Source organism: Pandoraea capi (genome assembly GCF_902459735.1).
Classification (GTDB): domain Bacteria; phylum Pseudomonadota; class Gammaproteobacteria; order Burkholderiales; family Burkholderiaceae; genus Pandoraea; species Pandoraea capi.
This window is the reverse complement of record NZ_CABPRV010000003.1, coordinates 546,885-567,875: the sequence shown is the minus strand read 5'-3', so window position 1 is coordinate 567,875 and position 20,991 is coordinate 546,885. Positions and strand designations below refer to the sequence as shown.

The following is a 20,991-nucleotide window of genomic DNA, read 5'->3' as shown; positions in this document are numbered from 1 at the left end:
CTACGAAACGCTCAGCAGGATCCTGATCTTCCTGACATAATCAGAATCATCCTGACCGCATTTTCGACGCATCGACGCCCGACGACATCACCTCGCAACGTAGTGACGATACCAGGGGGCCTCCCATGAAAGTCAGCGCCAACGGAGCATCGATTCATTATGCGGTGGAGGGTCACGGACCGTGGCTGACGCTCGCGCATCCGTTGGGGGCCGATCTCACCGTATGGGACGATCTGGTGCCCGAGCTGGCGACCCACTTCCGGGTCTTGCGTTATGACAGTCGGGGCCACGGCCGCAGCGACGTGACGCGCGGCCCCTATTCCATCGGACAACTGGCCGTCGACGCGACCGCCCTGCTCAGTTCGCTGGAAATCCCGAGTACCCACTTCGTCGGCATTTCGATGGGCGGCGCCGTCGCCCAGCAGGTCGCGCTGGACGCCCCGGAGCGCATTGCCAGCCTCACGCTGATCGACACCACGTCCGGTTACGACGACGCCGACACGGAACTCTTCCTCGAGCGCGCCGCGAAAGCCCGTGCCCACGGCATGAAGGAACTCGCCGCCGGCACGCTGGAACGCTGGCTGGGCGAGCGTTTTCGCAAACATCATCCCGAGACGGCCGAACGCATTCGCGCGCTGGTGGCGCATGCCGATCCGGAAGGCTTTGCGGCCGCGTGCGAAGCCCTGGCAGCGTTCGATGTGCGAAATCGTTTGCCGGAAATCGAAGCGCCGACGCTGGTGCTCGTGGGCGAGAACGATCCCTCGACGCCGCCCGCCGTGGCACGACGCATCGCCGACGGGATCGCCGGGGCCCAGTTGGAGATCGTGCCTGACGCCGCGCACCTGTCGATTGTCGAGCAGAAACAGTTCGTAACCAAAGCCCTTGCAACATTTTTGGCAGGGGCCGCATCTAACGTCTGAAACCTGCAAAATGGTGGAAATGAGGAACTTGCGGGACTTGTTGCGGAACCTTTGATAAATGGAGGGCCAAAACCATTGAATTCGTCAGCCGGTGTGCCGATAAGCGAATCATGGGGCAATGCCTCTTGAAATCGCGCCGCGTCGCCCCTATGTGGGTTACCAAGGACCATGCAGGAACACCAGGAGAGTTGCCATGCTCATGATTTACAACAGCCCGAATTACTGTGTCGTGGAGTTTGCCGCCGATAACGGCAATCATTCGCTGTCCGCCGGTGGCTATGAAATCGTGGACAAGACCGCAGGCCGTGAGATTTTCCTCGACGGCTCGCTTGCCCGGCAATTCCGTGAAGAAGTGCAGAAGTTGATTGCCACCGAACCTTCCGAGGACGAAGTCGACGAATTCCTCGGTCAGTTCGATAACTTCATGACGAACCCGGTTGTGCTCCATTGAAAGCCGTCACCCACGCGGTGCAGCCACACGAAAAACCCTCGCCTCGGCGAGGGTTTTTTCATGAGATGGGAATCCGGCCGTACGCCTGACCTCATGTCAGGCTTTTCAGGCCTTCCAGGCTTATCAGGCTTATCAGGCTTATCAGGCTTGCCGGGCGTCGGCAGGACGCCGGCTCAGCATTGCTGCCATGGCAACCCATCGAAACGCCAGCCGTTGACGGCATTGCGGTGATGGGTGGCGTCCAGATCGCCCTCGAAGCCGTGCAGCACCCCGTAGACATTCACAAAGCCCGCCGCCTCGAGCGCCTCGCCCGCCGCCATGCTGCGGTTGCCGCTGCGGCAGATGAGCATGACGGGACGCTCACCTCCGGCCCCGGCCAGCTTGCGCACGCTCTGCACGAAGTGCGGGTTGATCTCCCAGTCCGGGCCGTCGTTCCACGCCACGTGGATGGCGCCGACCGGATGGCCGACGAACAGGTGTTCCATCTCGCTGCGGCAATCCACGAACAGCGCGTTGGCATTGGCTTGCAGGAACTTGTGAGCGGCGCTCGGGAGCAGGAATTCCATTTCGTCGACAAAACTTCGGGAAAGTTGGATGACACCGCCCTGCGAGCGTCCCGACAGCCCCGTTCTCGGGCGTCGGCGCGCGGGCGGCATTCGCGAAAACCATTACAATTATAGGTTTTCCGGCCACTCCAAGGCGACGTCCGTCATGAGCACCGCAACCCCATCCGCCGCAAGCGCACGGCCTGCCGCTTCGAATGCACTGCCGAATGCACTGCCATACACGCGCGGTCAGACCCTGCCTGCGCTGCTCGAACAGCGCATCCTGATCCTGGACGGCGCCATGGGAACGATGATTCAGCGGTACAAGCTGGACGAAGCACAGTACCGCGGCGCGCGTTTCGCCGACTTCGCGCACGACGTCAAGGGCAACAACGAGCTGCTCTCGCTCACCCGCCCGGACGTCATCAGTGAAATCCACCGTCAGTATCTGGCTGCCGGCGCCGACATCATCGAGACGAACACCTTCGGGGCGACGACGATCGCGCAGGCCGATTACCACATGGAAGATCTGGCCGACGAGATGAACCGCGAGTCGGCGCGTCTGGCCCGTGAAGCGTGCGCCGCGTTCAGCACCCCGGACAAGCCCCGTTTTGCCGCCGGCGCCGTCGGCCCGACGCCCAAGACCGCGAGCATCAGCCCGGACGTGAACGACCCCGGCGCACGCAACGTCGACTTCGACCAGTTGCGCGACGCGTACTACGCGCAGGCGAAGTCGCTCATGGAAGGCGGCGTGGACCTGTTCCTGGTCGAGACGATCTTCGACACGCTCAACGCCAAGGCCGCGCTCTTCGCCATCGACGAACTGTTCGAGGACACCGGCGAGATCCTGCCGATCATGATTTCCGGCACGGTGACGGACGCCTCGGGGCGCATTCTGTCGGGCCAGACCGTGGAAGCGTTCTGGAACTCGCTGCGTCACGCACGTCCGCTCACCTTCGGCCTGAACTGCGCGCTCGGCGCGACGCTCATGCGCCCGTACATCGCCGAGCTGGCCAAGCTGTGCAACACCTACGTGTCGGTCTACCCGAACGCCGGCCTGCCCAACCCGATGAGCGACACCGGCTTCGACGAAACGCCCGACGTGACGTCCGGCCTGCTCAGGGAGTTCGCACAGGCCGGTCTCGTGAATCTGGCCGGCGGCTGCTGCGGGACGACGCCCGAGCACATCGCCGAGATCGCCAAGGCGCTCTCGGACGTGAAGCCGCGTCGCTGGCCGTCGCAGTATCGCAATGACGAGGACGCATAAGCGACGAGGCGACGCAGCTACGCAGCGACGAAGCGACGTATAGGCGCGACGCATCACCCCTCGTCCGCACGATGCACTAACCACTGAACGGATTGCCCCATGAGTCAAACGTCTGTCGAACCGTCGGTCCAGCCGATGCGCCTGTCCGGCCTCGAGCCTTTCAACATCGGCGCGGGCACGCTTTTCGTGAACGTCGGCGAGCGTACCAACGTCACCGGCTCGAAAGCGTTCGCACGCATGATCCTGAACGGCCAGTTCGACGAAGCGCTCGCGGTCGCCCGCCAGCAGGTCGAGAACGGCGCGCAGGTCATCGACATCAACATGGACGAGGCCATGCTCGACTCCAAGGCCGCGATGGTTCGCTTCATGAACCTGATCGCCTCGGAGCCGGACATCGCCCGCGTGCCGATCATGATCGACTCGTCGAAGTGGGAAGTGATCGAAGCCGGTCTGAAGTGCGTGCAGGGCAAGGCGATCGTCAACTCGATCTCGCTCAAGGAAGGCAAGGATGCCTTCGTGCACCACGCCAAGCGCATTCGCCGCTACGGCGCGGCGGCGGTGGTCATGGCGTTCGACGAACAGGGACAGGCCGACACCTACCAGCGCAAGACCGAAATCTGCGAGCGTAGCTATCGCGTGCTGGTCGACGAAGTGGGCTTCCCGCCCGAAGACATCATCTTCGATCCGAACATCTTCGCAGTCGCCACCGGCATCGAAGAACACAACAACTACGCCGTCGACTTCATCAACGCCACGCGCTGGATCAAGCAGAACCTGCCCGGCGCGAAGATCAGCGGCGGCGTGTCGAACGTCTCCTTCTCGTTCCGCGGCAACGATCTCGTGCGCGAAGCGATTCACACCGTGTTCCTGTACCACGCGATTCAGGCGGGCATGGACATGGGCATCGTCAACGCCGGTCAGCTCGGCGTGTACGAGAACCTCGACCCGGAACTGCGTGAGCGTGTGGAAGACGTGGTGCTCAACCGTCGCGAGGACAGCACCGAGCGTCTGCTGGAGATCGCCGACCGCTTCAAGGGCGGCGCCGCCAAGCGCGAAGAGAATCTGGAGTGGCGCAATCAGCCGGTCGAAGCGCGTCTCGCGCATGCGCTGGTGCACGGCATCACGACCTTCATCGTCGAAGACACCGAGGAAGTGCGCCAGAAGATCGCCGATGCGGGCGGTCGCCCGATTCAGGTCATCGAAGGCCCGCTCATGGACGGCATGAACGTCGTGGGCGACCTGTTCGGCGCAGGCAAGATGTTCCTGCCGCAGGTCGTGAAGAGCGCGCGCGTGATGAAGCAGGCCGTGGCGCACCTCGTGCCGTTCATCGAGGAAGAGAAGGCGCGCATGGCCGCTGCCGGCGAGGACGTGCGCTCCAAGGGCAAGATCGTGATCGCCACGGTCAAGGGCGACGTGCACGACATCGGCAAGAACATCGTCACCGTGGTGCTTCAGTGCAATAACTTCGAAGTCGTCAACATGGGCGTGATGGTGCCGTGCGCCGAGATCCTCGCCAAGGCGAAGGAAGAAGGCGCAGACATCATCGGCCTGTCGGGACTCATCACGCCGAGCCTGGAAGAGATGGCCTACGTGGCATCGGAAATGCAGCGCGACGACTACTTCCGTCTGCGCAACATTCCGCTGCTCATCGGCGGCGCCACGACCTCGCGCGTGCACACCGCCGTGAAGATCGCGCCGCACTACGAAGGCCCGGTCATCTACGTGCCGGACGCCTCGCGCTCCGTCTCGGTCGCCTCGAACCTGCTCTCCGACGACGCCGCCGAGCGCTACCTCGACGAGGTGAAGACGGATTACGACCGCGTGCGCGCACAGCATGCGAACCGCAAGGCCACGCCGATGGTGTCGCTCGCCACCGCGCGCGAGAACAAGTTCAAGGTCGACTGGTCGAGCTACGTGCCGCCGAAGCCGAAGTTCATCGGACGGCGCCTGTTCAAGAACTACGATCTGGCCGAACTCGCGGACTACATCGACTGGGGTCCATTCTTCCAGACGTGGGACCTCGCCGGACCGTACCCGGCGATCCTCACCGACGAGATCGTCGGCGACTCGGCCCGGCGCGTGTTCGAGGACGGCAAGGCCATGCTCGATCGGCTGATCAAGGGCCGCTGGCTGACGGCCAACGCCGTGATCGCGATGCTTCCGGCGAACGTGGTGAACGACGACGACATCGAGATCTACACCGACGAGTCGCGCTCGGAAGTCGCGTTCACGTGGCACAACCTGCGTCAGCAGAGCGAACGCCCGGTGGTGGACGGCGTGCGTCGCCCGAACCGCTCGCTGGCCGACTTCATCGCCCCCAAGGACAGCGGCGTGGCCGACTACATCGGCGTGTTCGCCGTGACGGCAGGGCTCGGCGTGGACGCGAAGGAAGCCGGCTTCCTCGCCACACACGACGACTACAGCGCCATCATGCTCAAGGCGCTGGCCGACCGTCTGGCCGAAGCCTTCGCCGAGTGCATGCACGCACGTGTGCGCCGTGACTTCTGGGGCTACGCGGCCGACGAGCAGCTCGACAACGACGCGCTCATCAAGGAGAAGTACGTCGGCATTCGCCCGGCCCCCGGCTATCCCGCCTGCCCGGAGCACTCGGTCAAGGGCCCGATGTTCCACTACCTGCAAGCGCACGACGTCGGCATGAGCGTGACGGAATCGATGGCCATGCTGCCGGCCGCCAGCGTCTCGGGCTTCTACCTGTCGCATCCGGACAGCACGTACTTCACGCTAGGCAAGATCGGCCCCGATCAGGTCGAGGACTTCATGGAGCGTACCGGCGTGGACGAAGCCACGGCGCGCCGTCTGCTGGCCCCGCAACTGTCGTAATCCTCGTCATCGCTACCGGGGCGACGAAAAACAACACGTCGCCCCGCCCTCCCCGCAGCACACCTTCCCCCCGTCAAATCCCGGTGCCATAATGCGGCGGCGCAACATGACCGCAGGCTCCTGTCGAGACGTTCCATGCAAGCCCTGAACAGCATCCAGAATTTCCACCTTCTCCCGTTGCTCAACACCCTCGTGTCGCTCGCCGTGGCGTTCATTCTCGGCACGATCATCGGCGTGGAGCGTCAGGTCCGGCAACGCACGGCGGGGCTGCGGACCAACGTGCTGGTGGCCGTGGGCGCCGCCGCATTCGTCGATCTGTCGATGCGGCTCATGCCGGGCGATACGCGCGTGATTGCGTATGTCGTGTCGGGCGTCGGCTTCCTCGGCGCGGGCGCGATCATGAAGGACGGGGCGTCGGTGCGCGGCCTGAACACCGCCGCCACGCTGTGGGGATCGGCCGCCGTCGGTGCGGCGGCGGGCGCCAGCCTGATCGTCGAAGCCGTCGTCGTGGCGTTCTTCGTGCTGGCGGCCAACACGTTGCTGCGCCCCGTCGTCAATCGCATCAACCGGGCGCCGATCAACGAGGCGACCTCGGAAGCCACGTATGCGCTGTCCGTCATCTGCGCCCGCACCACGCAGCGCGACGTGCTCGACAAGGTCGAGGCGTGGCTCGAAGCGTCGAACTACCCGGTGCGTGCGCTCGACATCCACCCGTTCGGCGAGTCGGAAGTCGAAATCGAGGCGCTGCTGCTGCCGACCGCCGTCAAGGCCGGCGAACTCGATGCGCTCACCGATCATCTGGAAACGCTTCCCGGCGTCAATCAGGTGTTCTGGTCAAGTCGTTCGGATGACTAATCATTAGGCGCCGCACGACGGGCGTTGATTACGTATTCGCGAGAGAAATCGGGAAAGTTCCCAGGATTTTTCCGAATTACACTCCATTACAAAGCCTTACAGCACAGCGTGACTCAGCTTCTTAGACTGGAATCTCACTAACGCAAGTGATGCCTGCACGAAAGATATTCCTTCGGTGTGCAGCGCAAAGCAAAGGAGTCCATCTGATGAAGAAGCTGACTTATTCGATCGCAGCGTCCGTCGCCGCCCTGACCCTCGCCGGTGCCTCGGCACTGAGTTTCGCTCAAGGTTCGGCAGGTGGCGGCGCAGCCGGCCCTGGCGGCGGCACGACGACGGACCCGTCGACTCCGATGCCGAGTCAGGCCTCGCCGAATTCGCGTCAGGCACCGACGCCGGGCGCACAGACGATGACGCCGTCGGACCCGCATCCGAATTCCAAGGCGCAGAAGCCGCGTCACAGCACCAAGAAGACCCCGAACAACGGCAACACCGGTAATGGCGCCACGAACGCGCCGGATAACGCACCGGGCAAGGCCCAGTAATTCTCGAAACGGCCGCCGAAAAAAAAGCAGGCCCGCAATTTGCGGCCTGCTTTTTTTGTGCGCTCGTCGCGTGCACCGGAATGGCCCGGTGCGCAGCACTCAGCGGCTGACTTCCCACATGACAGCGCCGCCTTCGGCGTTCGCTTCCCTCAGCATGTTCAGCAGCGGATAGGCACGTTGCGACAGACGCAGACGATTGTCGTCATCGCGCTCGTCGGACTTCTTGCCTTCGTTTTCCTTGTCGGCAGCGGCCTTGTCTTCCGCGATAGCCGCTTCGAGCTTCGCGATGGCGGCGCCCGTCTCATCCGCCCCGATCGCGCCGCGCTCGCCGAGCTTCTTCCCGACGATACCCAGCAGCAATTGCGCCAGATTCTCCAGCATGTTGATCGTAGGCGACGCATGCGCCGTGAACGTTACCAGCATGGTTGGCTCCCTTTTTGAGTTATCACCACCACCGTCCCTGAACTGTTACGCAAGGAGGGGTACCGTGACTTCATCATACACCTGTTAAAATCCGGTGCTGACGATTCAACTGCCTGTCCGGACGCGTCCGGACGCACCCGAAACACCCGCCAATGCTACCCGCCCAAAAGAATGCTCTCGTCGCGCTGATCGGCGACGTCGTCGCCGGTTTGATGCCTGCGGACGGCACCGCGCCTGCCGCGCCCGTCATCCTGCTCGAACGCCCGAAAGTCGCCGCACATGGCGATCTGGCCTGTAACGTGGCGATGCAACTCGCCAAGCCGTTGCGCGCCAATCCGCGCGAGCTGGCCCAGAAGATTGCCGACGCGATGCTCGCCGACGCCCGTGCCAAGGGTCTCGTCGACGCCGTCGAAATCGCCGGCCCGGGCTTCATCAACCTGCGTCTGGCCAATGCCGCCAAGCAGTCGGTCGCCCGCGCGATTCTGACCGAAGGCGCCGCGTTCGGCCGCCGCGCCGCCAGCAACGAAGCGGTGCCGGTGCTCATCGAATTCGTCTCCGCCAACCCGACCGGCCCGCTGCACGTGGGTCACGGCCGTCAGGCAGCGCTCGGCGACACGATCTCCGCGCTGCTCGGCACGCAGGGCCGTGCGGTCCACCGTGAGTTCTATTACAACGACGCCGGCGTGCAGATCCAGACGCTCGCCATGTCGGTACAGGCCCGCGCACGCGGCTTCAAGCCAGGCGACGCCGAATGGCCGGAGTCGGCCTACAACGGCGACTACATTGGCGATATCGCGCAGGATTTCCTCGCCGGCAAGACCGTGCAGGCGTCCGACGGCGCGCCCGTCACCGGCAGCGGCGACATCGAAGACATCGACTCGATCCGTGCATTCGCCGTGGCGTATCTGCGCCGCGAGCAGGACATCGACCTGCAAACGTTCGGCGTGATCTTCGATCAGTACTATCTCGAATCGTCGCTGTACGCCGACGGCAGCGTCGAGCGCACGGTGCAGGCGCTCATCGACGCCGGCGTGACGTACGAGCAGGAAGGCGCGCTGTGGCTGCGCACGACCGACTACGGCGACGACAAGGACCGCGTGATGCGCAAGTCAGACGGCACGTACACGTATTTCGTGCCGGACGTCGCGTATCACACCCGCAAGTGGGATCGCGGCTTCCATCAGGTCATCAACGTGCAGGGCTCGGACCACCACGGCACCATCGCCCGCGTGCGCGCCGGCCTGCAAGCGCTGGGCATCGGCATTCCGAAGGGCTACCCCGACTACGTGCTGCACAAGATGGTCACCGTCATGCGCAACGGCGAAGAGGTGAAAATCTCCAAGCGCGCGGGCAGCTACGTGACGGTGCGCGACCTGATCGAATGGTCGGGCGGCATTACGGCAGAAACGCCGGTGACGGACCCCGCCGAGCGTGAAGACGCCCTGCGCCGCGGTCGCGACGCCGTGCGTTTCTTCCTAATTTCGCGCAAGGCCGATACCGAATTCGTGTTCGACGTGGATCTCGCGCTCAAGCAAAACGACGAGAACCCGGTGTATTACGTGCAATACGCGCACGCACGTATCTGCTCGATCCTCACGCAATGGGGCGGTGACGAAGCCGCACTGGCCAACGCCGATCTCGCGCCGCTCGACAGCGAACGCGCGCTCGCGCTGCTGCAACTGCTCGCCGAGTACCCGGACATGCTCACGCGTGCCGCCGAGGAACTTGCGCCGCACGCCGTGGCCTTCTATCTGCGGGATCTGGCAGGTGCGTTCCACTCCTTCTACAACTCGGATCGCGTGCTGGTGGACGACGAAACCGTGAAGCATGCGCGTCTCGCGCTGCTGGCGGCGACGCGTCAGGTGCTGCGCAACGGGCTTGCCGTGCTGGGCGTGTCGGCCCCGGCCAAGATGTAAGTTATCCAACCACTCCGAACGGCAAGCCGCATCGGAACTCTGTAAGGACGGAATCGACTCGATGGCAAACACACGTCGACCACCCCGCCAGCGGGGCGGTACTTTTCTGGGCATCGTGCTCGGCCTGATCGTTGGGCTGGCCGTTGCCGTCGTCGTTGCGCTCTACATCACGAAGACGCCAACCCCGTTCGTCGAAAAGACGCCGCCGCGTCCGGCCGACAACTCGCCGGCCGCACAGGCACCGGACCCGAACAAGTCGCTCCAGCCGCGTACGCCGCTGCCGGGTGCCGCGCCGGGCGCTGCCGTGCCGGATACGGCATCGGCGGTCGAGTCGTCACCGCTCGTACCGGGCGTTCCGGCGCAGCCGCCGGTCGCCTCGGCCCCGACGGCCCCGGCCACGCCGCCGGCCCAGACGAAGCCGTCGCCGGCAGACATCCTGAACGGCAAGTCGACGGTACCGGTCGCGCCCCCGACCACGCCGCCCGCGAGCGCCACGGATAACGCCAGCACGGGTTACTACCTGCAAGTCGGCGCGTTCAAGTCGCAGAGCGACGCCGAACAACTGCGCGCCAAGCTGGCCCTGTCGGGCTTCGAAGCGAAGGTCACGCAGCGCGATGCCAACGGTCTGACGCTCTTCCGCGTGCGTCTCGGCCCGTACGGCAAGCTCGACGAGATGAACCACGTGCGTCAACGCCTGCAGGACGGCGGGTACGACACGGCAGTCATCCGTTTCACGAAGCAATGAACGCGAAAGGCGTTGCACCGTAAGGGCAACGCCTTTTGTTTCCCCCCTCGTAACTGTCAGGACCCCGCCCGGCAAGGAATGGCAAAACCCCGCATCATTGGGGCTGCGTTCGCTGCCGCAGCGGAACGTTGAACCCGGCAGCGCATCGCCGGTCATATGCACTGGCTAATTTGCCTGAATCCGGGATATGGTTTTGCGGGTGCGCCGCCGATACGCGGCGCGTCTGCCTCACTCCTAAACAACGATCATGAAAAAACTTCTTGGTGCCGTACTGATTTCTTTCGGTTTCCTCTCGGGTGTCGCCTCGGCTTCGCCTGAAGCACCGGTCGCGGGGACCGACTATCTGACGATTCCGCAGCAGCCGACGTCGGCCGGTCCGGGCAAGATCGAAGTGACCGAATTCTTCTGGTATGGCTGCCCGCACTGCAATGCGCTGGAGCCGACGCTGGAGAAGTGGGTCAAGGCGCAGGGCAAGGACGTCGTGTTCAAGCGCGTGCCGGTCGCCTTCCAGGACCGCTTCGAGCCGCACACCCGCATGTTCTTCGCACTGACGGCGCTTGGCCGTGAAGCCGAACTCACGCCGAAGGTCTTCAACGAGATCCACGTCAAGCACAACTATCTGCTCACGGCGCAGCAGCAAGCCGACTTCCTCGCGCAGTTCGGCATCGACAAGCAGAAGTACATGGACGCCTACAACGGTTTCTCGACGGCTGCCAACGTGAAGACGGCCAACAAGACATGGCAGGACTACAAGATCGACGGCGTGCCGACGATTGCGATTCAGGGCAAGTACCTCGTCTCGCCGGCGACGTCGGGCGACGCGATGCAAAAGGCCGGCAAGCCGGCCACGACCGAGCAGCAAACGTTCGATGCGGCGCTCAAGACGGCCGACTCGATCATCAATCAGATCCGCGCGAAGAAGCTGTAAGCTTCGCCGCTCACAAAGCCCGGCCCCGGCCGGGCTTTTGCGTTATATGGCAACACACACGACATCTCCGAAGGTCTTCATCACCGGCGCGTCCAGCGGGCTGGGGCAGGCGCTCGCGCGCCACTATGCTGCGCAAGGCGCAATTCTGGGCCTCGTCGGCCGTCGCGGCGACAAGCTGACCGATCTGGCCGCCACGCTGCCGCACCCGCATGCCGTGCATTGCTACGCGCTCGACGTGCGCGACGCCCTCGCGCTGCGCGCGGCCGCCGGCGACTTCATGTCTCGCCATGGCGTGCCGGACATCGTCATCGCCAACGCAGGGATCAGTCACGGTGTGAATACGGAAGATGCGGCCGACCTGCCGCACTTCGCCTCCGTCATGGACACGAACTGGATGGCGATGGTCGCTACGTTCAGCCCGTTCGTCGGCCCCATGCGCGAGCGCAAGCGCGGCACGCTCGTCGGCATCGGCAGTGTTGCGGGGGTCCGCGGACTGCCGGGGCATGGGGCGTACAGTGCGTCGAAGGCGGCGGCAATGACGTATCTGGAAAGCCTGCGCGTCGAGATGCGTGCGGACAAAGTCGCTGTCGTGACGATCGCGCCGGGCTACATTCGCACGCCGATGACGGACGGCAATCCGTTCCCGATGCCGTTCCTGATGGACTCGGACAAGTTCGCCCGCAAGGCGGCTGCCGCGATCGCCCGTCGTAAGCGTTTTGCAGTGTTGCCGTGGCCGATGGGCATCGTGGCATTCGCCATGCGATGCCTGCCGCGCTGGCTATACGACATGCTGTTCGCCCGCGCGCCCCGTAAGCCGACGATGGCGCAGCGGCAAGCGCGCGACGCGGCAAGGGCCGCGAAGGCGGCGGGGGCGACGGATACGGGAAACTCGACGCAGCGCGAGAGCGACGAGGGCGATACAAGCCGTAAGTCCTGAGCCTCGGCCCCGGACACGGCGCGTCGGTAAGCGTCGACGAGATCGACATGCGCCACCCCGGCGTGGCAGGTTCAGGGGCGCATCGAGCGACGAGTTAAGCACTGCCCACGCCGCTCACGGATGTCTGGCTCGGACATCCCCCAAAAAGCGCAGGAAAGCCGAAGCATGGCGAGTCTGGCGCGATACAGTGCCCCGCATTCCTAACCTGCGGTGCTCCCATGAACGCCATGTCTTCGCAAGCCGAATCGCGTGCTTGCTACTTACGCGGCGTCGCCCCACGCCGATTCCTCAGTCAGCTTATTCTCCGACGCGTCTCCGGCCCGGCCGTCTTTGTCCCCTTTGTCCCCTTTGTCCCCTTTATTCCGGTCATCTCCTCTGTTCACGTCTTCCGCCGCTTCCGCCTGATCGCAGTGCCCGTCGTTGCCGCGTTAGCCGGATGCGCCGCGATGGATCCAGGCAATTGGCAGGTCGTCGGGCCGCCTGCGTCATACGTGCGCCCCGCGCCCACCATCGTGGCCCCCGCACCGGTGATCGTCACACCTGCACCGGCCGTCATCTCACCCGCTCCCGTCATCGTCACGCCAGCGCCGGCGATCGTCGGGCCGCGTCCTCCCGTCGTCATCGCGCCGGTCCAACCTCACTCGTCGCGCGACGCCGCGCACTTCCTGCGCGAGCGCTGCTATCTGGAGAAAGGCGGCTGCTACACCAGCGAATACCGCGAGGGCTACGAATTCAATCCGTACACGGGAGGCTGGGACTGGGTCGGTCAGCGCGACTATCGCTGGAAAGGCAGCCGGGGAAATCGCTGAAGCAACATCCCCCCGTTGTCGCATTCCATGCGTAAAACAAGCCGTCCCGCGCAAGATTCGGTCGTATTTTTGACCCGTTGTGGTGCATTCCAAACCTGCGATAGAGTGTCCGTGTAACTTGAACAGAGGTAAACACGACGTCAATCCGGACTCGCCGCCAGAGAGCGGACGCGTGTCGACGACCTGTCTGTCGGCTACCGATCCGCCTGCGGCACTCTCAACCAAGCAGGAGAGGCACATGCAGACAACCCCTACCGGCACGCCGGTCATCGATCCGGCACTGCGACGCAAAGCGGTCATCGGCTCCACGTTGGGCAACGCATTCGAGTGGTTCGATTTCACGGTCTACGGTCTCTTCGCGGTGGTCATCGCGAAACTCTTCTTCCCCGCGGATAACGACACGACCTCGCTGCTGGCGAGCGTGGCATCGCTCGGTGTGGCGTTCTTCTTCCGCCCCATCGGCGGACTCGCCTTCGGGCTTTACGCCGATCGCGCCGGGCGCAAGTCGGCGCTCTCCGTGATGGTGTTGCTCATGGCGCTTGGCACGGGCCTCATCGGCATCGCCCCGACGTACGCGACCATCGGCTTCGCCGCGCCGCTGCTGATCCTGCTCGCACGCGTAATCCAGGGCTTCTCCGCCGGTGGCGAATTCGGCGGTTCGACGGCCATGCTCATCGAGTTCTCGCCGCCGAATCTGCGCGGCTTCTACGGCAGTTTCCAGATGTGCTCGCAGGCACTCGCCGTCGCTCTCGCGGGGCTGTGCGCGTACGTGCTGAACTCGGGGCTGTCGAAAGAAGCGCTCGAATCGTGGGGCTGGCGTCTGCCGTTCCTGTTCGGGATTCTGATCGGCCCGGTGGGTTTCTACATCCGGCGCCGCATGACGGAATCGCCGGAATTCCTCGCCTATGCCGCGGCGCGCGAACCCACGCGCCGCACGCCGCTTGCGGACGTCTTCTCGAAGCACTATCGCTCGCTCATCGCAGGCTTCGGTCTGACGGTCGCGGCCACGACATCGTTCTACGTCACGCTGATCTACACGCCGATCTACGCCGTGAAGCAACTCGGTCTGACGCAAGGCGCCGCGAGCCTGTCGACGTTCATCGCCGCCATGCTGATTGCCGTGATGTGTCCGCTCACGGGCTGGATCTCGGATCGCGTCGGTCGCAAGCCGCTGATTCTGCTCTTCGTGCTGCTATACGGGCTGACGTCGTTCTGGATGTTCACGCGGTTGCACGGTACGCCGTCGATGGGCAACCTGCTGCTCGCGCAGATTCTCCCGGCGATCTGCATGGGCTTCGTGTGGGGCGCGTTCCCGACGGCCGTCACGGAAGTGTTCCCGGTCGGTGTGCGCTCCACAGGCGTCTCGATTCTGTACAACGTTTCGGTGATGCTGTTCGGCGGCCTCGCGCCGTTCTGGATCACGTATCTGATCAAGGTCACGCAGAACCCGCTCGCACCGGCGTATTACATTCTGCTGACGGTGGCGATCAGCCTCGTCACCTACGGTCTGCTCGGCCGCGAAGGCCGGAACATGCAGGCGTCGGCACAACACGCGTGATGTCGTAAGCCGCGTGTACGGCACACGCCGCACGCCGCACGCCGCACGTATTACTGCACCATGAAAAACGCCCCGGAGCCTGCGCTTCGGGGCGTTTTGCGTTGGTGCGCTCGTGAATACCGTTGGTCGCGCCTGGTGTCGGCACGGATGAAGATAAGGCGATCGATTCGCCTTGCTTTCTGATTCGGTTGGCTGTCGAAGTCGACGTCAATGACGATGCCGTCAATACCCACTTCGCCCACTTTGGCTAGCGTTCGGCAGTCGCACCGCATTGCACTGCGAAGCCAACGTCACGCACTCAGACCGGCGAGAACCGCCACACCCCCTTGGCATCGCGCTCGCGCTTGAGTTCGCCCGCGCGCCAGAGCATGTGCAAGTGCGCGAGCGCTTCGCCCATCGCGAAGGTGGTCTGGTGCGCATCGAGCTTGCGATGGAACATGATGGGGACGATGTCGCCTGCGCTTTGCGGTGTCTTCGCGCACGCCTCGCGCACTTCCTGCAAACGCGCCGCATGGTGATCGCGAAGCTGACGAATCCGGGTGTGCAATCCAGTGAACGGACGGCCGTGCGACGGCAGCACCAGGCAGTCGGCGGGCAGATCGAGATACACGCCCAGCGAGTCCAGGAACAGTTGCAGCGAGTTGGCTTCCGGCTCAATGTCGAAAACGCTGACGTTGGTGGAAATACGCGGCAGCACCATGTCGCCTGAGATGAGGACGTTGTGCTGTTCGGAGTACAACGCCATGTGCTCGGGCGAGTGGCCGTAGCCCGCGATCAGACGCCAGTCGCTGCCGCCGATGCGCAGCGTATCGCCGTCTTTCAGACGAAAGTAACGCGACGGCACTTCCGGGACGAGGTCGCTGAAGTAAGACTTGCGATTGCGGATCTGCTCAATCATCGCTTCGTCGGCAAGGCCGTGCGCGAGGAAGTGCGCGACGGCGAATTCGCCGCCCGCGTTGGCCGCATTATTGTTGTCGCCCTCGGACATGAGACGCCCCCACGCGTAGTCGCCGAGCGACATGGCGAGGCGCGCTTCCCAACGCTGTTTGTCACCGCCCTTGCAGATCCAGTGCGCCAGACCCAGGTGATCGGGATGGCAATGCGTGACGACGACACGCAGCACCGGTTCGCCACCGAGCGCGCTGTCGAACACCTGCTCCCAGTACGCCTTGATCTGGGGATGCGTGATGCCGCAGTCGACCACCGTCCATCCTTTGACGCCATCGATCTCGTCGCGCAACAACCACAGGTTGATGTGATCGAGCACGAACGGCAACGGCATGCGCACCCAGAAGACGCCCGGCACGACTTCGTGCACGGTACCGCCATCAGGCAGAAAGTCGCCAAGGGGATAGTTCAGTTGTTGTTCAAGGGCATTCACGGGGGCCACGCTCCAGTTGGGCTTGTTCTCTTGTTGTCAGGTTGACGCCATCACCGATTGCATACGATGCAAGTTGACGCTAACGTAAACGGCAATTCTATCTGTAATGGTAAGTAGTCGCTTAACCGCACATTCACCGCACGCCTGACCTCGGCCTCGTGCCGACTCCAGCGCCCGACATTGTGCCCAACCCCGAGTCCCGACTCGCGTAACCCGATCCGATGCTCACTTACACGATCACCGACCTCGCCCGCGAGTTCGACATCACCCCCCGCGCGATCCGCTTCTACGAGGATCAGGGGCTGCTCACCCCCGCCCGCGAAGGCCCCGGCGGACGCCATCGCGTCTACACCGGCCAGGACCGCACGCGCCTGAAATTGACGCTGCGCGGCAAACGCCTCGGGCTCACGCTCTCCGAGATCAAGTCGATTCTCGACCTGTACGAGTCGCCGAAGGATACGGTGCCGCAACTGAAAGTCTTCCTCGATACACTCTCCGCGCATCGTCAGGTCCTCGAACAACAACTTGAAGACCTCCACGCCACGCTCGACGAAGTCTCCCAACACGAAGCCCAGTGCCACGCTTTGCTCGAAGCGGCCGGGGAAGTCGTGCCGCCTTCCGCGCGTCGCGTGAAAACGGCCGCGACGTCTCACTGAGTTTTTGCGGGTTCGGTTTGCTGGCCTGCTGTCCAGCCTGCGCGCCGTACACCACAACCCGCTTCACCCTCCCCCAGCCCTGACCTCCTCCCAGGGCCGCGGGGACCGGTACTACCCTGACTCCGTTCCACCTGAAAGTCTCTCCGTCAGGGCAGCACCGATCCCCGCCCCTCTGACTCCCCAATACCCCCAATACCCCAACACTCTCCCTCTGATTCTCGCTATTCCGGCACGTCAACTCGCTCGGCCTCACACCGGAATCGCTTTTCCCCTACATCTCCACCAGCCCCCCATCACCGAACGATGATCAAGCGTCATCCCTTCTTTTTGATTCAGGAAAGCCCTGACTTTACGTTTACGTAAACGTAAAGTAGTATCTCTGGACCCGGCTATCCCAGCCCTTTGCGTCCCTGTCACGACCCCGACCATGGCCAACGCCCCTGTCTCTCATGCCGCTCCGCTCGACGACGCCGTCGCCGCGAAAATTCGCGCCAGTTTCGACAAACAAGGCGTAATGACCCACTGGGGCGCACAACTCACGCATCTGGCCGACGGCTTCTGCGAAATCTCGCTGCCGTTCTCCGACAAGGTCAATCAGCAGCTCGGCTACTTCCACGGCGGGGTGATCGGCGCTATCGCCGATTCGACCGGCGGCTATGCCGGCTATACCCGTATCCCGGTCGATCAGGAACTGGTCACCGCCGAGTACAAACTGAACATTCTCGCGCCCGGCAAGGGCGATACACTGGTCGGACGCGGTCAGGTCGTCAAAGCCGGACGCACGCTCATCGTCGCCACGGCGGAACTGTTCGCCGTCGACAACGGCAAATGGACACTCTGCGCCCTCATGCAACAAACGCTCTTCGTGCTGGCCCCCCATTCCGCCACGGCGGCTGGCGTCGCGCGCTGAGCGATACATCGCACCGGTTATCGCTCCACCAACGGCGCGACTTTCGGCATCACGAACGCTAATTGATCGCTGACTCATCGCCGATTGATCGTAGATTCATCGCTTACCAAGCACCATCGAACATCCGCGCGGGCGAACCGCCACGCGCCACCCACTGGAGACTGTGTCATGACGACGTTGCCCGGCCTCAATTTCATGCTCGGCGAAGACCTGGACATGCTGCGCGAATCGGTGTCGAATTTCGCCTCGAAGGAAATCGCCCCGCGCGCGGCGGAAGTGGATCACACCGACCAGTTCCCAATGGACCTCTGGCGCAAGATGGGCGACCTCGGCGTGCTCGGCATGACCGTCTCGGAGGAGTACGGCGGCGCGAACATGGGGTATCTCGCCCACATGATCGCGATGGAGGAAATCTCGCGTGCCTCGGCATCCGTCGGCCTGTCCTACGGCGCTCATTCGAACCTCTGCGTGAACCAGATCCACCGCAACGGCACCGCCGCGCAAAAGGCGAAGTACCTGCCGAAGCTGGTATCGGGCGAACACGTCGGCGCCCTCGCGATGAGCGAGCCGAACGCCGGCTCGGACGTCGTCAGCATGAAGCTGCGCGCCGAGAAACGCGGTGACCGCTATGTGCTCAACGGCACGAAGATGTGGATCACGAACGGCCCGGACTGCGACACGCTCGTCGTCTATGGCAAGACGGACATCGAAGCCGGTGCGCGCGGTATGACGGCCTTCATCGTCGAGAAAGGCATGAAGGGCTTCTCCGTCGCACAGAAGCTCGACAAGCTCGGCATGCGCGGCTCGCACACGGGCGAACTGGTGTTCGAGAACGTGGAAGTGCCGGAGGAGAACATCCTCGGTCAGGTCGGCGGCGGCGTGAAGGTATTGATGAGCGGCCTCGACTACGAACGCGCGGTGCTCGCCGGTGGTCCGCTGGGCATCATGCAGGCCGCCATGGACGTGGTCGTGCCGTACATCCACGACCGCAAGCAGTTCGGTCAGTCGATCGGTGAGTTTCAGCTGATTCAGGGCAAGGTCGCCGACATGTACACGATCCTGCAAGCCAGCCGCTCGTATCTCTATGCCGTGGGCCGTCAACTGGATTCGCTGGGTAGCGATCACGTGCGTCAGGTGCGCAAGGACTGCGCCGGCGTGATTCTCTATACGGCGGAAAAGGCGACGTGGATGGCCGGCGAAGCGATCCAGATTCTGGGCGGCAACGGTTACATCAACGAATACCCGGTCGGACGCCTCTGGCGCGACGCGAAGCTGTATGAGATCGGCGCAGGCACGTCGGAAATCCGTCGCATGCTGATCGGCCGCGAGCTGTTCGCGGAAACGATGTAATCCCCGAGACCAGTCACGCAGAACCGACATTAGGCTAGACGGACCATCAGGCGCGGGCAGCGGCGCTACAATCGTTGCAAGCTCGCTCCGCGCCTGTCCCGACCGGTATGAATCACTTCCCGAAACTCCTGTCGTCGCAGTTTGCTTTCGACGTCGCCCGCACGATGCTGGACGGCTTCGACAAGCATTACCGCATTTTCCGCGAGGTGTGTGTCGCGGCGCAGGCATGTTTTGAAGCCGGTGACTTCACGGGTATCCAGAAGCTCCAGCGCGATCGCATCGCCTATTACGACGAACGCGTGCGCGAATGCATCGTCACGCTGGAAGACGAGTTCGACGCGCAGTCGCTCGACGAAGACGTCTGGCAGCAGGTCAAGCTGCACTACATCGGCTTGCTGACCGAGCATCGTCAGCCCGAACTCGCCGAGACGTTCTTCAACTCGGTGTGCTGCAAGATCCTGCACCGCTCTTACTTCAATAACCGTTTCATCTTCGTGCGCCCCGCTGTGGCGACGGAGTACATCGAGAACGACGCTCCCGCCGCCAGACCGACTTATCGCGTCTACTATCCGGCGCAGGACGGCATGGCCGCCACGCTCTCGCGCATCGTCACGAATTTCCAGTTGAAACGCCCGTTCGCCGATCTGGCACGCGACGTGGGCTATGTGATGCGCGCGATCGAGGCAACGTTCGGCACGCCCGACACGTTCGATGCCGCGCCGAATTTCCAGATCCACGTGCTGGCGTCGCTGTTCTTTCGCAACAAGGCGGCGTACATCGTGGGACGCATCGTGAACGGCGACGTCATCACGCCCTTCGCCGTCCCGATCATGCACGACGACGACGACAAACTCGCGCTGGACACCGTCCTGCTGCGACGCGACGAACTGCGCGTAGTCTTCAGCTTCACGCATGCGTATTTCATGGTCGACATGGAGGTGCCGTCGGCCTACGTGCAGTTTTTGCGCACGATCATGCCGAGCAAACCGAAGGCGGAGATCTATACCTCGCTGGGTTTGCAGAAGCATGGCAAGAATCTGTTCTATCGCGATTTTCTGCATCACCTCAAGCATTCGAGCGACAAGTTCGTGAGCGCACCGGGCATTGCCGGACTGGTGATGCTGGTCTTCACGCTGCCGTCGTATCCGTACGTCTTCAAGCTGATCCGCGAGCGCTTCGCGCCGCCCAAGGAAACCACGCGCGAGCAGGTGAAAGCAAAGTATCTGATGGTCAAGCAGCATGATCGCGTGGGCCGCATGGCCGATACGTTGGAGTTCTCCAGCGTGGCCTTTCCGCTCTCGCGTTTCGACGACGCCCTGCTCGCCCAGTTGCAGGCCGAAGTGCCCTCGCTGCTGGAAGTCGACGGCGACGCGCTGGTGATCCGCCACTGCTATATCGAGCGGCGCATGACACCGCTCAATCTGTGGCTGCAAACCGCGTCGGACGAACAGGTCGATCACGCCATGCGCGAATACGGCAACGCGGTCAAGGAACTGATGGCCGCGAACGTATTTCCGGGCGACATGCTGTACAAGAATTTCGGCGTGACGCGTCACGGCCGGGTGGTCTTCTACGACTACGACGAGCTGGAATATCTGACGGATTGCCACATCCGCCGGGTGCCCGAGCCGCGTAACGAAGAAGAGGCGATGTCGGGGGAAGTCTGGTACCGTGTAGGCCCGCACGACGTGTTTCCGCAGACGTTCGAAACGTTTCTGACGGGAGACGCGCGCGTGCGGCGCTATCTGAACCAGCATCATCCGGATTTCTTCGATCCCGACCTGTGGCAAGGCTTTCAGGATCGGGTACGCGCCGGACAGATGCACGACTTCTATCCGTACGATGTCGCGCTGCGTTTCGTCAATCGCTACGGCGCAGGTCGTCCTGCCCGCGCTACGAGCGCGCCGCCCCGCGCAGCGGCCGCCTGAGCCTTCGGCGCCTTGAACGAACCCGCCAA

19 protein-coding genes are annotated in these 20,991 nt (G+C 63.4%); 16 read left to right on the top strand and 3 right to left on the bottom strand.

The features are described 5' to 3' along the window. The first annotated feature begins 125 nt into the window (after nucleotides 1-125). Together PCA20602_RS09300 and PCA20602_RS09295 are read left to right on the top strand one after the other, a co-directional pair. The gene (locus PCA20602_RS09300; protein ID WP_150720961.1) at nucleotides 126-920 is read left to right on the top strand and encodes an alpha/beta fold hydrolase; all 795 of its coding nucleotides are present in this window, start codon (nucleotides 126-128) and stop codon (nucleotides 918-920) included. A gap of 193 nt (nucleotides 921-1,113) precedes the next feature. Next, the gene (locus tag PCA20602_RS09295; protein ID WP_069343189.1) at nucleotides 1,114-1,371 is read left to right on the top strand and encodes a BTH_I0359 family protein; all 258 of its coding nucleotides are present in this window, start codon (nucleotides 1,114-1,116) and stop codon (nucleotides 1,369-1,371) included. Nucleotides 1,372-1,544: 173 nt separating this feature from the next. On the opposite strand, the gene PCA20602_RS09290 is transcribed toward PCA20602_RS09295, so the two are convergent. Beyond that, nucleotides 1,545-1,937, bottom strand: coding sequence for a rhodanese-like domain-containing protein (locus PCA20602_RS09290; RefSeq protein WP_150720960.1), 393 nt, complete (start codon nucleotides 1,935-1,937; stop codon nucleotides 1,545-1,547). Between the two features lie 145 nt (nucleotides 1,938-2,082). Between PCA20602_RS09290 and PCA20602_RS09285 the strand changes: the two genes are divergently transcribed. The 4 genes from PCA20602_RS09285 (at nucleotide 2,083) to PCA20602_RS09270 (ending at nucleotide 7,421) form a co-directional block, all read left to right on the top strand. Then, nucleotides 2,083-3,183, top strand: coding sequence for a homocysteine S-methyltransferase family protein (locus tag PCA20602_RS09285; RefSeq protein WP_174980925.1), 1,101 nt, complete (start codon nucleotides 2,083-2,085; stop codon nucleotides 3,181-3,183). 99 nt (nucleotides 3,184-3,282) lie between these two features. Then, a complete protein-coding gene (gene metH / locus PCA20602_RS09280; RefSeq protein ID WP_150720959.1) occupies nucleotides 3,283-6,024 on the top strand; it encodes a methionine synthase in 2,742 nt (913 codons plus the stop codon). 144 nt (nucleotides 6,025-6,168) lie between these two features. Next, nucleotides 6,169-6,879, top strand: a complete 711-nt coding sequence (locus PCA20602_RS09275) for an MgtC/SapB family protein (protein ID WP_150721121.1) — start codon at nucleotides 6,169-6,171, stop codon at nucleotides 6,877-6,879. Nucleotides 6,880-7,085: 206 nt separating this feature from the next. Beyond that, nucleotides 7,086-7,421: a hypothetical protein gene (locus tag PCA20602_RS09270; protein WP_150720958.1), complete on the top strand. Its 336-nt coding sequence runs from the start codon at nucleotides 7,086-7,088 to the stop codon at nucleotides 7,419-7,421. Nucleotides 7,422-7,520: 99 nt separating this feature from the next. On the opposite strand, the gene PCA20602_RS09265 is transcribed toward PCA20602_RS09270, so the two are convergent. Next, nucleotides 7,521-7,844 carry a DUF1840 domain-containing protein gene (locus PCA20602_RS09265; RefSeq protein ID WP_150720957.1) on the bottom strand — a complete coding sequence of 108 codons (324 nt, stop codon included), beginning with the start codon at nucleotides 7,842-7,844 and terminating at the stop codon, nucleotides 7,521-7,523. Nucleotides 7,845-7,996: 152 nt separating this feature from the next. On the opposite strand from PCA20602_RS09265, the gene argS reads away from it, so the two are divergent. The 6 genes from argS to PCA20602_RS09235 all read left to right on the top strand — a co-directional run bounded on the left by argS (nucleotide 7,997) and on the right by PCA20602_RS09235 (nucleotide 14,737). Then, the gene (gene argS / locus PCA20602_RS09260) at nucleotides 7,997-9,760 is read left to right on the top strand and encodes an arginine--tRNA ligase (RefSeq protein WP_150720956.1); all 1,764 of its coding nucleotides are present in this window, start codon (nucleotides 7,997-7,999) and stop codon (nucleotides 9,758-9,760) included. 61 nt (nucleotides 9,761-9,821) lie between these two features. Continuing rightward, nucleotides 9,822-10,505, top strand: coding sequence for an SPOR domain-containing protein (locus PCA20602_RS09255; protein WP_150720955.1), 684 nt, complete (start codon nucleotides 9,822-9,824; stop codon nucleotides 10,503-10,505). A 247-nt stretch (nucleotides 10,506-10,752) separates the two neighbouring features. Next, on the top strand, nucleotides 10,753-11,433 hold the full coding sequence (locus PCA20602_RS09250) for a thiol:disulfide interchange protein DsbA/DsbL (protein ID WP_150720954.1): 681 nt from the start codon (nucleotides 10,753-10,755) through the stop codon (nucleotides 11,431-11,433). 46 nt (nucleotides 11,434-11,479) lie between these two features. Next, nucleotides 11,480-12,370 (top strand): SDR family oxidoreductase, encoded by an 891-nt coding sequence (locus PCA20602_RS09245; protein WP_150720953.1) that lies wholly within the window; start codon nucleotides 11,480-11,482, stop codon nucleotides 12,368-12,370. A gap of 446 nt (nucleotides 12,371-12,816) precedes the next feature. Next, nucleotides 12,817-13,179 carry a hypothetical protein gene (locus PCA20602_RS09240; protein ID WP_150720952.1) on the top strand — a complete coding sequence of 121 codons (363 nt, stop codon included), beginning with the start codon at nucleotides 12,817-12,819 and terminating at the stop codon, nucleotides 13,177-13,179. A 238-nt stretch (nucleotides 13,180-13,417) separates the two neighbouring features. Continuing rightward, nucleotides 13,418-14,737 (top strand): MFS transporter, encoded by a 1,320-nt coding sequence (locus PCA20602_RS09235; RefSeq protein WP_150720951.1) that lies wholly within the window; start codon nucleotides 13,418-13,420, stop codon nucleotides 14,735-14,737. Nucleotides 14,738-15,035: 298 nt separating this feature from the next. Here the strand turns inward: PCA20602_RS09235 and PCA20602_RS09230 are convergent, their stop codons facing one another. Continuing rightward, nucleotides 15,036-16,118: an MBL fold metallo-hydrolase gene (locus PCA20602_RS09230; RefSeq protein ID WP_150720950.1), complete on the bottom strand. Its 1,083-nt coding sequence runs from the start codon at nucleotides 16,116-16,118 to the stop codon at nucleotides 15,036-15,038. Between the two features lie 221 nt (nucleotides 16,119-16,339). Between PCA20602_RS09230 and PCA20602_RS09225 the strand changes: the two genes are divergently transcribed. The 4 genes from PCA20602_RS09225 to aceK all read left to right on the top strand — a co-directional run bounded on the left by PCA20602_RS09225 (nucleotide 16,340) and on the right by aceK (nucleotide 20,962). Beyond that, the gene (locus PCA20602_RS09225) at nucleotides 16,340-16,774 is read left to right on the top strand and encodes a MerR family transcriptional regulator (RefSeq protein WP_150720949.1); all 435 of its coding nucleotides are present in this window, start codon (nucleotides 16,340-16,342) and stop codon (nucleotides 16,772-16,774) included. 427 nt (nucleotides 16,775-17,201) lie between these two features. Further along, nucleotides 17,202-17,684 (top strand): PaaI family thioesterase, encoded by a 483-nt coding sequence (locus tag PCA20602_RS09220; RefSeq protein ID WP_150720948.1) that lies wholly within the window; start codon nucleotides 17,202-17,204, stop codon nucleotides 17,682-17,684. A 168-nt stretch (nucleotides 17,685-17,852) separates the two neighbouring features. Next, nucleotides 17,853-19,034, top strand: coding sequence for an isovaleryl-CoA dehydrogenase (locus tag PCA20602_RS09215; protein WP_069343204.1), 1,182 nt, complete (start codon nucleotides 17,853-17,855; stop codon nucleotides 19,032-19,034). Nucleotides 19,035-19,141: 107 nt separating this feature from the next. Next, a complete protein-coding gene (gene aceK, locus PCA20602_RS09210) occupies nucleotides 19,142-20,962 on the top strand; it encodes a bifunctional isocitrate dehydrogenase kinase/phosphatase (protein ID WP_150720947.1) in 1,821 nt (606 codons plus the stop codon). Nucleotides 20,963-20,991: the final 29 nt, after the last annotated feature.

Excerpts from the sequence above, each read along its gene's own strand:
- PCA20602_RS09300 (WP_150720961.1), top strand. The coding sequence starts at position 126 with ATGAAAGTCAGCGCCAACGGAGCATCGATTCATTATGCGGTGGAGGGT.
- PCA20602_RS09295 (WP_069343189.1), top strand. The coding sequence starts at position 1,114 with ATGCTCATGATTTACAACAGCCCGAATTACTGTGTCGTGGAGTTTGCC.
- PCA20602_RS09290 (WP_150720960.1), bottom strand. The coding sequence starts at position 1,937 with ATGGAATTCCTGCTCCCGAGCGCCGCTCACAAGTTCCTGCAAGCCAAT.
- PCA20602_RS09285 (WP_174980925.1), top strand. The coding sequence starts at position 2,083 with ATGAGCACCGCAACCCCATCCGCCGCAAGCGCACGGCCTGCCGCTTCG.
- metH (WP_150720959.1), top strand. The coding sequence starts at position 3,283 with ATGAGTCAAACGTCTGTCGAACCGTCGGTCCAGCCGATGCGCCTGTCC.
- PCA20602_RS09270 (WP_150720958.1), top strand. The coding sequence starts at position 7,086 with ATGAAGAAGCTGACTTATTCGATCGCAGCGTCCGTCGCCGCCCTGACC.
- PCA20602_RS09265 (WP_150720957.1), bottom strand. The coding sequence starts at position 7,844 with ATGCTGGTAACGTTCACGGCGCATGCGTCGCCTACGATCAACATGCTG.
- argS (WP_150720956.1), top strand. The coding sequence starts at position 7,997 with ATGCTACCCGCCCAAAAGAATGCTCTCGTCGCGCTGATCGGCGACGTC.
- PCA20602_RS09255 (WP_150720955.1), top strand. The coding sequence starts at position 9,822 with ATGGCAAACACACGTCGACCACCCCGCCAGCGGGGCGGTACTTTTCTG.
- PCA20602_RS09250 (WP_150720954.1), top strand. The coding sequence starts at position 10,753 with ATGAAAAAACTTCTTGGTGCCGTACTGATTTCTTTCGGTTTCCTCTCG.
- PCA20602_RS09245 (WP_150720953.1), top strand. The coding sequence starts at position 11,480 with ATGGCAACACACACGACATCTCCGAAGGTCTTCATCACCGGCGCGTCC.
- PCA20602_RS09240 (WP_150720952.1), top strand. The coding sequence starts at position 12,817 with ATGGATCCAGGCAATTGGCAGGTCGTCGGGCCGCCTGCGTCATACGTG.
- PCA20602_RS09235 (WP_150720951.1), top strand. The coding sequence starts at position 13,418 with ATGCAGACAACCCCTACCGGCACGCCGGTCATCGATCCGGCACTGCGA.
- PCA20602_RS09225 (WP_150720949.1), top strand. The coding sequence starts at position 16,340 with ATGCTCACTTACACGATCACCGACCTCGCCCGCGAGTTCGACATCACC.
- PCA20602_RS09220 (WP_150720948.1), top strand. The coding sequence starts at position 17,202 with ATGGCCAACGCCCCTGTCTCTCATGCCGCTCCGCTCGACGACGCCGTC.
- PCA20602_RS09215 (WP_069343204.1), top strand. The coding sequence starts at position 17,853 with ATGACGACGTTGCCCGGCCTCAATTTCATGCTCGGCGAAGACCTGGAC.
- aceK (WP_150720947.1), top strand. The coding sequence starts at position 19,142 with ATGAATCACTTCCCGAAACTCCTGTCGTCGCAGTTTGCTTTCGACGTC.